The 14094-nt window shown below is 37.4% G+C and carries 11 protein-coding genes; 2 read left to right on the top strand and 9 right to left on the bottom strand.

The genetic code is table 11. From position 1 onward, the window contains the following. Nucleotides 1–111 precede the first annotated feature (111 nt). From glpK to thiE, 6 genes are all read right to left on the bottom strand, one after another. On the bottom strand, nt 112–1620 hold the full coding sequence (gene glpK, locus WMO38_RS04750) for a glycerol kinase GlpK (protein WP_186836720.1): 1509 nt from the start codon (nt 1618–1620) through the stop codon (nt 112–114). A 67-nt stretch (nt 1621–1687) separates the two neighbouring features. Further along, the gene (thrS, locus tag WMO38_RS04745) at nt 1688–3454 is read right to left on the bottom strand and encodes a threonine--tRNA ligase (RefSeq protein ID WP_349161737.1); all 1767 of its coding nucleotides are present in this window, start codon (nt 3452–3454) and stop codon (nt 1688–1690) included. A 392-nt stretch (nt 3455–3846) separates the two neighbouring features. Next, entirely contained in the window at nt 3847–5157 is a 1311-nt protein-coding gene (locus WMO38_RS04740) for an O-acetylhomoserine aminocarboxypropyltransferase/cysteine synthase family protein (RefSeq protein ID WP_349161736.1), read from the bottom strand. 153 nt (nt 5158–5310) lie between these two features. Continuing rightward, nucleotides 5311–5745 carry an RrF2 family transcriptional regulator gene (locus tag WMO38_RS04735; RefSeq protein WP_021866305.1) on the bottom strand — a complete coding sequence of 145 codons (435 nt, stop codon included), beginning with the start codon at nt 5743–5745 and terminating at the stop codon, nt 5311–5313. After that, the gene (mnmA, locus tag WMO38_RS04730; RefSeq protein ID WP_349161735.1) at nt 5742–6815 is read right to left on the bottom strand and encodes a tRNA 2-thiouridine(34) synthase MnmA; all 1074 of its coding nucleotides are present in this window, start codon (nt 6813–6815) and stop codon (nt 5742–5744) included. Before mnmA ends, WMO38_RS04735 begins: the two co-directional genes overlap by 4 nt. Continuing rightward, nucleotides 6812–8089 carry a thiamine phosphate synthase gene (thiE, locus tag WMO38_RS04725; RefSeq protein ID WP_186836717.1) on the bottom strand — a complete coding sequence of 426 codons (1278 nt, stop codon included), beginning with the start codon at nt 8087–8089 and terminating at the stop codon, nt 6812–6814. Before thiE ends, mnmA begins: the two co-directional genes overlap by 4 nt. 193 nt (nt 8090–8282) lie before the next feature. Here thiE and WMO38_RS04720 point away from each other — a divergent pair, with 193 nt between their 5' ends. Further along, nucleotides 8283–9605: an MATE family efflux transporter gene (locus WMO38_RS04720; RefSeq protein WP_349161734.1), complete on the top strand. Its 1323-nt coding sequence runs from the start codon at nt 8283–8285 to the stop codon at nt 9603–9605. Nucleotides 9606–9688: 83 nt separating this feature from the next. On the opposite strand, the gene WMO38_RS04715 is transcribed toward WMO38_RS04720, so the two are convergent. Both WMO38_RS04715 and WMO38_RS04710 read right to left on the bottom strand, forming a co-directional pair. After that, nucleotides 9689–10231, bottom strand: coding sequence for a prolyl-tRNA synthetase associated domain-containing protein (locus WMO38_RS04715; protein WP_186836715.1), 543 nt, complete (start codon nt 10229–10231; stop codon nt 9689–9691). A 34-nt stretch (nt 10232–10265) separates the two neighbouring features. Beyond that, a complete protein-coding gene (locus tag WMO38_RS04710; RefSeq protein WP_349161733.1) occupies nt 10266–11117 on the bottom strand; it encodes an NUDIX domain-containing protein in 852 nt (283 codons plus the stop codon). Between the two features lie 253 nt (nt 11118–11370). On the opposite strand from WMO38_RS04710, the gene WMO38_RS04705 reads away from it, so the two are divergent. Further along, nucleotides 11371–12051, top strand: coding sequence for a GntR family transcriptional regulator (locus WMO38_RS04705; protein ID WP_349161732.1), 681 nt, complete (start codon nt 11371–11373; stop codon nt 12049–12051). 353 nt (nt 12052–12404) lie between these two features. Here the strand turns inward: WMO38_RS04705 and gltX are convergent, their stop codons facing one another. Continuing rightward, complete coding sequence (gene gltX / locus WMO38_RS04700) at nt 12405–14063, bottom strand: glutamate--tRNA ligase (RefSeq protein ID WP_349161731.1); 1659 nt, start codon at nt 14061–14063, stop codon at nt 12405–12407. Between the last annotated feature and the right edge of the window lie 31 nt (nt 14064–14094).

The following is a 14094-nucleotide window of genomic DNA, read 5'->3' as shown; positions in this document are numbered from 1 at the left end:
ACCCTCCCCAAATAATCACGTTCAATAGTTACTATAAACAGTATAGCAATAATAATATTATTTGTCCAGCGGATTTTCTTACTAATTATTACATTCTCACATACCTACGGACTATTTCTCAGCTGCCTCTGCCCAGAACAAAGCCGAATTAACAGCATGTTTCCAGTTTTTAAGAAGTTTTCTTCTTTCATCCGGACTCATATGGGCATCGTATTCTGCACCAAGACGCCAGTTTTTCTTTATCTCATCTTTATCTTTCCAATATCCCGTTGCAAGACCTGCAAGATATGCTGCACCAAGAGCTGTTGTCTCTATACATGATGGGCGTATTACGCTCTCACCTGTTATATCAGACTGAAACTGCATAAGAAACTCATTTGCACTGGCACCACCATCTACTTTAAGTCCACTAAGCTTAATATCTGCTGACTTTTCCATTGCACGTATAACATCATCAGCCTGATAGGCTATTGATTCAAGTGCAGCTCTTATAAAATGTTCTTTTTTTGTACCTCTTGTAAGACCCACAACCGTTCCTCTTGCATACGGATTCCAATATGGTGCACCAAGCCCTGAAAATGCAGGAACAATATATACTCCGGCCGTATTTTCAACTTTCATGGCATACTCTTTTGTTGATGCTGCATCTTTAATCATCCTTAATTCATCACGGAGCCACTGTACAACTGCTCCGGCAACAAATACGCTTCCCTCGAGTGCATACTCAGGTTTATCTTTTGTACTTCCTGCTGCAAGAGTTGTGAGTAGTCCGTTATCTGAATAAATAGGATTATTTCCCGTATTCATAAGCAAAAAACATCCTGTTCCATATGTATTTTTCACTTCACCCGGATTAAAACAGCACTGTCCAAACAATGCACTCTGCTGGTCGCCTGCAGCACCGGCAATTATAATTGAACTGCCAAATACTGATTTATCAGTTTCACCATATATACAGCTTGATGGCTTAACCTGCGGCAGCATGTTTTCAGGAATATTAAAATATTCCAGAAGTTCTTTATCCCACTCAAGTGTATGGATATTAAACAGCATTGTTCTTGCAGCATTGGTATAATCTGTCGCATGAACTTTTCCCTTAGTAAGATTCCAGATAAGCCATGTATCAACTGTTCCAAATGCAAGTTCTCCATTTTCTGCTTTTTCTCTTGCTCCGTCAACATTATCCAATATCCATGCAATCTTTGTCGCACTGAAATACGCATCAGGAATAAGCCCTGTCTTTTTTTTGATAGTATCTGCCATATTATCATCATGCATTATTTTTTCAACTGAATCAGCTGTTCTTCTGCACTGCCACACAATCGCATTGTATACAGGTTTTCCAGTCTTTTTATCCCATATAATTGTCGTTTCTCTCTGATTTGTAATTCCTATTGCTTCAATATCATCTGCCGGAACATTAACCATTGCCATAGCTTCAATGGCAACACCAAGCTGTGATGACCATATCTCCATCGGATTGTGCTCAACCCAGCCTTCTTTCGGATAAATCTGTTCATATTCTTTTGATGATTTTGATATAATATTTCCCTTTTTATCAAATAAAATGCACCTTGAGCTTGTTGTCCCCTGGTCAAGTGCCATAATATATCTGCCCATAACTCCTCCTGATTTATTATCAAAAAAGCCCTGCTCAAAAGGCAGGGCTTTCATAAAGACATACGTATTAGTTAATCTCTAATGCCTTTGTTGCAATCTGAGTCTTAACTTTTTCGACAAATTCATCAAGTGATACCGTTGTGGTTTTCTGCTCACCGTGAAGTCTGTAAGATACTGTATTTTCTTCTTTTTCATTGTTACCGATTACAAGAAGGTATGGAACTTTCTGAACCTGTCCTTCACGCATACGATATCCGAGTTTTTCTGCTCTTGCGTCAAGCTCTACTCTTACGTTCTCAGCTTCAAGTGCGTCGCATACTTTCTGTGCATATGCAACAAGTTCTTCGTTATCTGTAGTTACAGGCATAACTCTTGCCTGAACAGGAGCAAGCCATAACGGAAGGTTACCCTTTGTCTCCTCAAGTATATATGCCATAAATCTGTCAAGAGAACCAAGAATAGCTCTGTGAAGTACAACAGGTGTCTTTTTTTCGCCGTCCTTGTCAATATATGAAAGATTAAACTTAGCCGGAAGGCAGAAATCAAGCTGACATGTTGAAAGTGTATATTCGTTACCGATAGCCGGCTTAACATTTACATCAAGCTTAGGACCGTAGAATGCAGCCTCACCGATTTCTTCTGTATACTCAATTCCGATATCATCAAGAACACGTCTGAGAGCGTTTTCTGCATTATTCCACATCTCATCATCATCATGGTACTTTACCTTGTCCTCAGGGTCTCTGAGTGAAAGTACACAGCGGTAATCTGTGATTCCGAAATCCTTGTATGTGCTGAAAATAAGATCAACTACTTTCTTGAACTCATCTTCAATCTGCTCTGGTGCAACAAAAAGATGTGCATCATTCTGACAAAAATGTCTGCCTCTCTCGATACCTTTAAGTGTACCACTTGCCTCGAATCTGAAATCGTGTGCAATCTCACCTATTCTTATAGGTAAATCCTTGTATGAGTGCATTCTGTTAGCATATATCATCATGTGATGAGGACAGTTCATAGGTCTTAATACGAATGATTCGCCTTCAACTTCCATTGCAGGGAACATATTTTCTTTGTAATGATCCCAGTGGCCTGATGTCTTATAAAGGTTTACTGTACCAATACAAGGTGTCATTACATGAAGATATCCGTTCTTTCTTTCTTTTGCCTTGATATAATTTTCAAGTTCCTGCCATATTACATAACCCTTTGGAAGGAACATCGGAAGACCGCGTCCAATAAGGTCATCAGACATGAAAAGCTGCATATCCTTACCGATTTTTCTGTGGTCACGCTCTTTTGCTTCCTCAAGAAGTGCAAGATGAGCCTCAAGTTCCTCTGCTGTAGGAAAACATACACCATAAATTCTCTGCAATACTTTATTCTTGCTGTCACCCTTCCAGTAAACGCCTGAATGTTTGATAAGCTTGAAGTTACGGCAAAGCTTTACATTATCAACATGAGGTCCACGGCAGAGGTCTGTGAAATCTCCCTGATCGTAGCATGTGATAGTACCGTCTTCAAGTTTTGAAATAAGGTCAATCTTATATTCATCATCCTTAAAAAGTTCCATAGCTTCCTGTTTTGAAATCTCACGGCGGATAATCTTCTTACCTGTCTTTGCAACCTTTTTCATTTCTTTCTCTATAGCTGCAATATCCTCATCTCTTATAACTCTGTCTCCAAGGTCGATATCATAGTAAAAACCTTCTGCAACAACAGGTCCTACCCAGAACTTTGCATCAGGATAAAGATGCTTTACAGCCTGTGCCATCAAATGTGCACATGAATGATTCAGTGTTTTTAAATTTTCATCTTCTTTAAAATTTACCATTTTAACTCTGCTCCTTAAATTAATAAAATTAATATTGAAAAAAGCACCCCAAGTCAAGCTTAAATGCTTAACTAAGGGTGCATATAACACGGTTCCACCTTATCTTTCACTCACGGAATACTAACACATATTCCTTACACCTTTAACGCAGCTATGCGGTAATGCTTGGGAAAACGGAACCAACCGGTAATCTTTCGCATACAACTCAGGAGTGGTTTTCATGTAATCAGTTTCATGGAATACTCTCAGCAGATGTAATCCTCTCTGTATGGCTTAAATACACTACTCTTTCCGTCAAAGTCTTTTCAATATTTGAGTACATATTATCACATATGTTTTTATAAGACAAGACTAAATTTTCAATTATTACGATAAAATGTCCGGTCAGAATCTTATTCTGAAATAGCCTTAAATGCTTCGTCAAGGTCTTCAATAATATCATCAATATTTTCTGTACCAATTGAAAGACGAATTGTATTAGGCTTGATTCCCTGATCGAGAAGCTCTGCTTCGTTAAGCTCCGAATGAGTTGTTGAAGCCGGATGAATAGCAAGTGACTTAACATCGGCTACATTGGCAAGAAGTGAGAATAATTCAAGATTATCGATAAACTTCTTAGCTGTCTTGGCATCACCCTTGATTTCAAATGTAAAAATTGAGCCGCCGCCGTTAGGGAAATATTTCTTATAAAGTCTCTGCTGTTCAGGGTCATCTGTAACTGCCGGATGATTTACTTTTTCTACCAATGGATTCTTTGAAAGGTAATCAACAACCTTTAATGCATTCTCAACGTGACGCTCAACTCTTAATGAAAGTGTCTCAAGTCCCTGAATGAAAATCCATGAATGGATTGGTGAAATTGTAGCACCTGTATCGCGAAGGATAATGGCACGAATTCTTGTAATAAATGCTGCTGGGCCTGCTGCATCAACAAAGCTGATTCCGTGATAGCTTTCGTTAGGCTCTGTAAACTGTGGGAATTTGCCTGATGCTTTCCAGTCAAACTTACCTCCATCAACAATTACACCACCGATTGTTGTACCATGTCCGCCGATAAACTTAGTTGCTGAATGAATAACGATATCAGCACCATATTCAAATGGACGAACAAGATATGGAGTTGCAAATGTGCTATCGATTACAAGCGGAATGTTGTGAGCATGTGCAATCTTTGCAATAGCTTCAATATCTGCAACTTCTGAATTAGGATTGCCAAGTGTCTCGATATAAAGAGCCTTTGTGTTATCCTGGATTGCATCTTCAAAATTCTTAACATCAAGAGGGTCAACGAATGTTGTAGTAACACCGTAATCAACGATTGTATGTGCAAGGTAGTTATATGTACCACCATAAATATTCTTTGCGGCTACGATATGGTCACCTGCAAATGCAAGATTCTGAATTGTATAAGCAACAGCTGCTGCACCTGATGCTACAGCAAGAGCTGCGACACCGCCTTCAAGAGCAGCCATTCTCTTCTCGAAAACATCTTCTGTAGGATTTGTAAGTCTGCCATAAATGTTACCTGCATCCTTTAACGCAAAACGGTCAGCCGCATGCTGTGAATTGTGGAATACAAATGATGATGTCTGATAAATAGGTACTGCTCTTGCATCTGTAACCGGGTCTGCAGTTTCCTGCCCTACATGAAGCTGTAATGTTTCAAATTTTAAATCTCTGTCTTTGTATGCTTTCTTTGCCATAACATTCCTCTTTTCCGCGAGTAATTAAAACATCGCTGTTATATTCTTAATTATTAATATCCTTGTTTTCATAGTGGTTTGCTATGAATTAACCATAATATAACAATTTTCACTTTTTATGTCAATAAAAAAATGAAAATTTTTATATGTTTTTTAAATGACGTAATTATCGCTCATCTGCATCTGCATTTCTACTAAATCCGCAAGTGTTATCGAATCGACAACTCCATTAATTGCATCATTCAGTTTTTTCCATACATAAAACGTAACACAGCCGTTTTCTCTTTCACATACCATATCGTCATCATCAACACACGATACAGGTGCAAGTGAACCTTCAGTAAGCCTTAAAATCATGCCTACAGTATAATCCTTAGGATCTTTCTTTAACATGTATCCGCCTTGTGCACCTCTTATGCTTCGCACATATCCCGCTTTGTTAAGAACAGAAATAATCTGCTCAAGATACTTGTCAGATACCCCCTGACGCTTTGATATATCTTTTATGCTTACTGCTTCTCCTGTATTATGCATGGCAAGATCAAGCATAAGTCTTACTGCATATCTTCCTTTTGTTGATATTTTCATATTATTGTTCCTCCTCCTAAAACATAGTCTCCATCATATATTACAAGTGCCTGTCCCGGCGTTACAGCTCTCTGTTTTTCATCAAATACGCACTCCAGCAGTCCGTCATCAGCCATCCGTATTGTACAGTCAGCACCTTCATGGCTGTATCTGATTTTAGCTCTTGCACGTATTGGTTCTTCAATTTTGTCAACTGACATGAGATTAATATTATTTGCATATAGTTTTGTTGAAAATACATCATCATTTTCACCAATTACAACTTCGTTTGTCTCCGGTCTTATCGCAACAACAAAAACAGGATGTCCCATTGCAAGGCCAAGCCCCTTTCGTTGTCCGACTGTATAATGAATTATACCCTTGTGTGTTCCGAGAATATTGCCATGTAAATCGACAAAATTACCAGGTCTGCTCACATATCCTGTCTCGCGTGTGATAAATCCTGCATAATCATTGTCAGGCACGAAACATATCTCCATGCTGTCAGGCTTATGTGCTACCTGAATACCTATCTTTTCGGCGATAGCTCTTATTTCATCTTTATTATAATCACCAACCGGCATAAGCGTATGTGACAGCTGTTCCTGTGTGAGATTATACAGAGCATATGTCTGGTCTTTTTTAGCAGTTACTGAATTTCTTATCGCATATCTGCCATTTTCAAGCTGTGCTATTCTTGCATAGTGTCCTGTAGCGATACAATCTGCACCTATTTCAAGGCTTCTCTTTAAAAGAGATTCCCATTTTACATGTCTGTTACATGCAATACATGGATTTGGCGTTCTTCCATGAATGTATTCATCAGTAAAATAATCTATTACATTTTTCTTGAATTCATCTTTAAAATTCATAACATAATAAGGAATATCAAGCTGCATCGCTACTCTTCTTGCATCATCGACCGCCGTAATCCCACAGCAGCCTCCGTTGTCCTCTATCTGTTCCTGTGACTCGTCCTGCCATATCTGCATTGTAACACCAATGACATCATATCCCTGCTCTTTTAAAAGATATGCTGCCACTGACGAATCGACGCCTCCTGACATTCCAACTACAACTTTCTTTTTCATGATTCCTCCCTCTGCTGGATATCAATTACATCATCAGCCGTATTTTTTATTATTTCCCAATGGTCTTTTGAATCTTCATCATATACAGCAATAACTTTACATCCAGCTGCTTTACCATTTTCGACGCCGTGAAGGACATCCTCATAAATATAAATATCACAGGGGTTACATCCCATCATATCGCAGACTTTTATATAACTTTCCGGATATTTTTTATTAATTCCTATAATGTATGATGTAGTCATAAAGCGGAAACAATCTGAAAGTCCCAGCCTTTCCATTGCATCCTGTGCACATTTTATATCTGAATTGGTAAATATACTCATCGTACTTCCATTTGCCTTTTCTGTAATCAGCAGCCTTCTCATGCCAGGTTTCATAGGAATATCATTCTTATAATGTTCTCCCATTATCCCCAGTATTTCTTCCTGCATTTTATCATATGGAACATTAATCCCAAGTACATCCTGAAAATATTTTCCGCACTCTACCATATCCATCGTATAAGTCATACTATCAAAATCATCTGGCAGACTTTCCACATGGCTTAATGCATACTCTCTCGCAAGATGTCTCCAGTAAGGCATTGAATCAAGAAGCGTACCATCCATATCAAAAATTATATTACGCGGATTATAATTAAATATCTTATCGCATTTTTCTTTCATCTTACGAGTTGCTGCTCCCGGATTATCTGCACCAAACAAAGCCGAAACAACTGCAATTCCGGAAACTCCCGTATCTTTGACTTTGTCCATGTTATCATAGGTTATACCGCCAATTGCAACAACAGGCATATCAACGCTGTCCGCAACTGTGACAAGTGTTTTTAATTTCATATCTTTTGCATCCGTTTTGGTACTTGTATGAAATACTGCCCCGGTACCTATATAATCAGCACCAAGTTTTTCAGCCATTTGTGCCTGTTCAACAGTCTTCGCCGTCATACCTATAATCTTATCAGGTCCAAGAATCTTTCTTGCTTCTTCATAAGCGGTATCGCTTTGTCCGATATGGACACCATCGGCATCAGCTTCCTTTGCAGCAAGCACATCATCATTAACCACAAACGGAACTTTATATTTTGCTGCAATCACTTTAAGTTCTTTAGCCTCTGCAACAAGCTCTTCATGTGTTGCTTCCTTATCTCGCAGCTGTAAAAAAGTTGCACCATTATTTAAAATATCCTCAACAACTTCACTTAATTTTCTTCCATTAAGCCATCTGTTATCAGTTATGGCATACAACTCCATATCTTTATACGAAACTTTCATAGTTTTACAACTCCATTTCTATCGTTCTTTATTATAATACTACAAATAATTCCTACAAGTCAAATAGGAATTGTAAGAGAATTGGGACTTTATTTCTAAAATCCTTAATTTTGTCTGTTTTTCTTGACTTTCATAAATTTTTATACATAATATATGTTTGACAATTTCAAATGAAAGCAGAAGGAAATTTAATATGACAAAAGATTTAACTACAGGTAAAATCATGCCTATACTTGTAAAATTTACAATTCCACTTGTACTTGGCAACCTTTTTCAGCTGACATACAATGCCGTGGACAGTATTATTGTCGGACATTTCGTCGGAAAAGAAGCTCTCGCAGCAGTCGGAATATGCAATCCGGTCACAACTCTTATGATTCTGTTTCTCAACGGATTGTGTATGGGTGCAAGTATTCTTATGGGCATGCAGTTTGGTGCCAAAGATTATGACACACTTCACCGTCAGATAAGCACTACAATGATTTCCGGCGTAATATTTTCAATTATATTAAGCCTGCTATGCATTATATTCGCAGTTCCAATCCTGACACTTTTGCAAGTTGACAAATCAATTCTTAATATGACAACACAATATCTCAGAATTATATTTATCGGTCTTGTATTTACATTTTTATATAATTTCTTTTCGAGTACATTGAGGGCACTCGGCGACAGTAACTCACCGCTGTATTTTCTTATCATAAGTGCCGTGTTAAATATTTTCGGCGACCTGTTCTTTGTAGTTGTACTCAAAGCCGGAAGCAACGGCTGTGCTGTTTCCACTGTTATCAGTGAAGCTCTGTGCTGCCTGCTTTGTATAATTTATATACAGAAAAAAGTGCCAATTTTACGTCTCGGAAAAAAATGGCTTGTATTTGACATGAGCCTTTTAAAACGCACAATTGCATACGGCTGGGCTTCAGCGATGCAGCAGGCCACTGTACAGCTTGGAAAAATCGGTATTCAGGCTATAGTCAATACAATGGGTGTTTCTGTTGCAGCAGCTTTTGCAGTCGTAAACAGGATCGATGATTTTGCATACACACCCGAACAGAATATTGCACATGCTATGACCGCACTTATGGCACAAAACAAGGGTGCTGGAAAAAATGACCGTATGCGTGAAGGCTTCAGATGCGGTCTAACACTCGAAATTATCTACGGAATAGCAATATTCCTTATATGTTTCATATTTGCAAGACCTCTTATGCTTATGTTTGTCAAAGACGAGGAAGTCATACGCCACGGCGTTACATATCTTCATCTTATTTCAATAATGTATCTTCTTCCGGCATTAACCAATGGTATCCAGGGATATTTCAGAGGAATAGGCGATTTGAAGATTACACTTATAAGCAGTTTTGTAAATATGGGTGTGCGTGTACTTGCAGCACTTCCACTTGTATTTATATTTGGTCTCGGCATAGAAGCTCTTCCGTTTTCTTACCTTGCAGGCTGGGTTGGCATGCTGATTGCGGAAGTTCCGCTTCTTGTAAAAACATATAAGCTTTATTAAATATAATTTTTAAAGCGACTGCAAAAAATAAATCAAAATGGAAGTCCGACAACATGTCCGGCTTCCATTTTTGTCATTATATTTTATTCTCCTGTAAGATGTACAACAGTCATATCATGTCCTACACTTTTTAAAAATGTATCAAATACATCTTTTGTCTTTATTTTAAGACTTGATGTGTTTACACACGGATGGCATCCTACGTTTTCACCCTTTAAAACATCTTCATCAACAAGAAGCCTTACATGATTTTCCTTATCATTCATAAGCCCCATTACGCTTACGGCACCAGGTTTTATATCAAGATATTCCTGCATGTATTCCGGGTCTGCAAACGAAAGCCTCGCACTGTTAATCTGCGATGAAAGCTCTTTCGTCTTAAACGGCTTGTCACCCGGCATCATAAGCAAGTAAAATGCTGTTTTCTGTCTGTTACATAAAAATAAATTTTTGCAGATAAGCGTATCAAGTACAGCATCTATATCGCGGCAGACTTCCATGGTCGTTGCCGGTTCATGATCTGTACGCTTATACTGTATTCCCAGACTGTCAAGCAAATCATATACTCTTATTTCATTATCCTGCCTGCCATCCGTATTATCCGGTCTGCCATCATATAATTCCATATCATTTACTTCCTTTATTCATAATAAATGTATATTATATATTATTTGTATCAAGCACACTTTTCATAAGCTTTTCATGTTCAATAAATCTTCCCTGCTCAGAGGCCACAAATCTGTCAGAACATACAAGTTCCCTGAACTCATCATATGGCAGAAATGCATAATCCATTGTCTCACCTATCTGAAGATGTATTGGCATATCAGAAGGAACCTCTGCAAGATAAATATAATATATACAGTGTCTTTTGACATCATAACAGTTATAAATTTCACGAAGCTCAGATATTTTCTTTGTTATTCCTGTTTCTTCTGCAAGTTCTCTTGCTGCCCCTTCAACAGGTGTCTCACCGGCAAGAATTGAACCACCGGTAACCTCCCATTTTAAAGGATTAGTCTTATTTCTTGATCTCTGAGTGGCAAGAATGCATCCGTCAGCACGCTTAACATATATCATAACTGCAATATGATATACACCTTCACTTAATGACTTTGCCATACTTCGGGGAATCTGATATCCAAGTTTTTCACCTTTACAGTTATATGCATCCCACATTTCTTCATCAAGCATTTCCACATAACTGTCAAAATACTGTTCCTGAAAATATACCATATCCTCAATCTGCTGTTTATTATATGGAACATTTTCCGGTGTAATAACCCATTTATCTTCCACATCATCCCTTCTGTGAATAATAGCTATCCTCTTTCCCGTAAAATGGTCAATCGGTGTATCAACACCAATTACATACGCATCCTGATTTTCTCCATCCGGTGCAATAACTCCTTCTATATAACCATAATTCACCGGATATACCAAAGAAGGATAATCCGGATGTGAACTTCCTATTGGCCGGTCTATCGTTACGTTAAATATTTCTTCTTCCACATTTATTCCTTTATCCAATTATAGCTGTATTTATAAATCTGATTTTCTTAATACGCTTTACATTTTACATCACAAAATTTAAAATGTCACTTTCTTTTGTTAAATTTTATTACTTTATTTTGGTTGCATTTTACAGAATTACATAAAAAAATACACAAAATACAGTTTTTTTAACATAAACGCTATTGCATTGGCTCTTTATAAGGCTTAAAATACATGTAATATATTATAAAACTTGAAAAAGGATGTGCTAATGATGGAAGTATTTGAACAATTACCCGGAGAAAATGCCAAGCATTACGCTAAAAGAGCTCTTCTATATAATCTTGTAAATCTCGAAATGAAGCCAGGAGATAAAATTACAGAATCAGATTTATGTGAGCTTTATGGTATAAGCAGAACGCCCATACGAGAAGCCATTCTGGAACTGCATCAGCAGAATATGATTGACATATATCCAAAACAGGGTACATTCGTATCGTACATAGATACAGCTGCAATTGATGAATTTCTTGAACTCCGTAATCTGATGGAACAATCAGTAACACAACTTGCATGTGAAAAACTTACACCTGATAATATTGCATATCTTCGTGAAAATATTGTCCAGTGGAAACATCATCTCAAAAATGATAATCTTGCAAAAACACAGGCATGTGATAAAGAATTCCACAAGTATATCTATTGTGCCTGCGGCAAGCAGTTCTGGCATAATATAATACGCGAAAATGCATACCAGTTTGACAGAATCGTAATTCTTATGTTTTCATCAATTAATACAGATAAACTGATAAAAGATCACTCTGACATGGTAGATGCATTTGAAGCACATGACAAAGAAAAGGCTTATGAAATTTCACTTCGCCATACCAAAAGATACATTGAACATTTTGACGAATTTCTTGTTAAATATCCAAATTATTTCAAAAAATGACAAAAAACAAAATTTTTTTTAAAAAGTGTTGACAATGTTTTTGTATAGTGGTATAACATTAATAACGTAATATATCTCATTCACTGATATATATTACGCCTCATTATTATGTTGCTCCACCTGCAACAATAATTATGACAACCTCTCATTTTTGATTATAGCGGCAGCCGCCTACACATCCCCCCTCTTATACCGGCGGCTGCAGGCTATATCTCCTAAGATTTATTTTATCAGACAGCATTTAATGCTGTTATTTTTTTGTCTTTATATAGGATTTGCCTAACAAGAAAAAAGGAAAGCCAAATAAACGGCTTTCCCATTATAATTCAATGTCTTATAAATTTCATAATTCTTTATCTGTTAATAACTTTTTCAATCCTCTGTTTCATCTGCTCTTCACCCATTATATGAACAATTGACCACAAATCAGGTGTATTGGCACGTCCTGTAACGGCAATTCTTACAACTTCAGCTATATCAGACACATTACCCTTGAAACTCTCAGGTGAAGCCTTATAAGCTTTCATATCTGATGCATAGCCGTGCTTGTCAGCAATTTCTTTAAGCTTGTTAAACCATGCTGAATTATCATCATCATGGTTATATGCTGCCATATAATCATTAAGAATATTCTTAACCTCTGACATATCAAGTCTGAACTCATCTTTTTCGTCAGTGCTTTCCCCGTCAAAGAAATATGAAATCATGTTAAATATCTGCTTTGCATACATAAAATCTTTTCTTCTTCTCTTCATGCCAACACCCATGTAGAGTCTTAATATTGCAAGCATTTTTTCTTTATCGGCAAACCATATATCCTTCTTTTCAGGTGCATTTTCTGACGCCCAGTTGTAAAGGAAATCATAAAGTTCATCCTCTGAAAGCTTTGAAAGTTCATTCTTGCAGATGTTATGAAGTTTATCTTTATCAAATAAAGCACCTGACTGGCTCATTTTCTCAATTGAAAATGGAAATTCATTAATATCTTTATCAGGGAACTGCTCATGCCACTCTTCAAAATTAGAATTGAGAAGTGTCATAAGATAAACTTTCATACAATATGGATGATATCCATCCTGTCTGTAATAATCAAGTGAAAGTTCCGGATCTTTTCTCTTTGATAACTTTCTCTTACCACCTGTCTCCTCGTCGAATTTCATAAGGTGGGCAGTATGGGCATATTCAGGCATCTTAAACCCAAGCACATGGAAAAGCTCATAATGGATTGGTGCAGATGCAAGCCACTCTCCGCCTCTTACAACAACTGTTGTACGCATAAGATGGTCATCAATTGCATGTGCAAAATGATATGTCGGAATACCATCACGTTTTAATAAAACAATATCATGTATATTTTCAGGAAGCTTAATCTCACCCTTGATACTGTCAACAAATGTAATCTCCTTGTCAGGACTGCCCTGTGAACGGAGTCTTAACACATAAGACTTTCCTTCATTCAGGTTCTTTTCAATCTCTTCAAGAGAAAGATTGCGGCATACAGCATATTCACCATAATATCCTGTAAGAACCTTATTCTCTTCCTGCTTCTGTCTTACGCTTTCAAGTTCTTCCTCTGTACAAAAACAAGGATAAGCCAGACCTTTTTCTACGAGACTCTTTGCATAAGCATGATAAATCTCAACTCTCTGTCTCTGGAAATATGGTCCGTATATATTTTGTGGAGCGTCATCAGGAAAACCTGCACCCTCGTCAAATTCGATATCGAAATAACGAAGTGTATCAATAATAAGTTCAACTGCTCCGTCAACTTTACGCTTTTCATCAGTATCTTCAATTCTTAAATAAAATACACCGCCATGTCTGTGTGCTATACGCTCGTCAGCAAGTGCACTGTAAAGATTTCCAAGATGTATAAATCCAGTAGGACTTGGTGCCATACGTGTAACCTGAGCCTTTGCAGGAAGTTTTCTGTATGGGAACTTTTCTTCGTAATATTCCGGTGAATTCTTTACATCCGGAAAAAGCATCTGTGCAAGTTTATTATAATCCATTTTTTCCTCCATTTATCGTTTATTCATATAC

This window comes from Lachnospira hominis (ex Hitch et al. 2025), from assembly GCF_040096395.1.
In the GTDB taxonomy this organism is placed as follows: Bacteria; Bacillota; Clostridia; order Lachnospirales; family Lachnospiraceae; genus Lachnospira; species Lachnospira hominis.
Note: the sequence above shows the minus strand (reverse complement) of the source record. Positions and strands in the feature narration are given on the sequence as shown.

What these genes read in the sequence shown, in the direction of transcription:
- thiE (WP_186836717.1), bottom strand. Translation starts at nt 8,089, where the DNA reads ATGAAAGTTTCGTATAAAGATATGGAGTTGTATGCCATAACTGATAAC.
- mnmA (WP_349161735.1), bottom strand. Translation starts at nt 6,815, where the DNA reads ATGAAAAAGAAAGTTGTAGTTGGAATGTCAGGAGGCGTCGATTCGTCA.
- WMO38_RS04715 (WP_186836715.1), bottom strand. Translation starts at nt 10,231, where the DNA reads ATGGAATTATATGATGGCAGACCGGATAATACGGATGGCAGGCAGGAT.
- WMO38_RS04740 (WP_349161736.1), bottom strand. Translation starts at nt 5,157, where the DNA reads ATGGCAAAGAAAGCATACAAAGACAGAGATTTAAAATTTGAAACATTA.
- WMO38_RS04735 (WP_021866305.1), bottom strand. Translation starts at nt 5,745, where the DNA reads ATGAAAATATCAACAAAAGGAAGATATGCAGTAAGACTTATGCTTGAT.
- gltX (WP_349161731.1), bottom strand. Translation starts at nt 14,063, where the DNA reads ATGGATTATAATAAACTTGCACAGATGCTTTTTCCGGATGTAAAGAAT.
- glpK (WP_186836720.1), bottom strand. Translation starts at nt 1,620, where the DNA reads ATGGGCAGATATATTATGGCACTTGACCAGGGGACAACAAGCTCAAGG.
- WMO38_RS04705 (WP_349161732.1), top strand. Translation starts at nt 11,371, where the DNA reads ATGATGGAAGTATTTGAACAATTACCCGGAGAAAATGCCAAGCATTAC.
- thrS (WP_349161737.1), bottom strand. Translation starts at nt 3,454, where the DNA reads ATGGTAAATTTTAAAGAAGATGAAAATTTAAAAACACTGAATCATTCA.
- WMO38_RS04720 (WP_349161734.1), top strand. Translation starts at nt 8,283, where the DNA reads ATGACAAAAGATTTAACTACAGGTAAAATCATGCCTATACTTGTAAAA.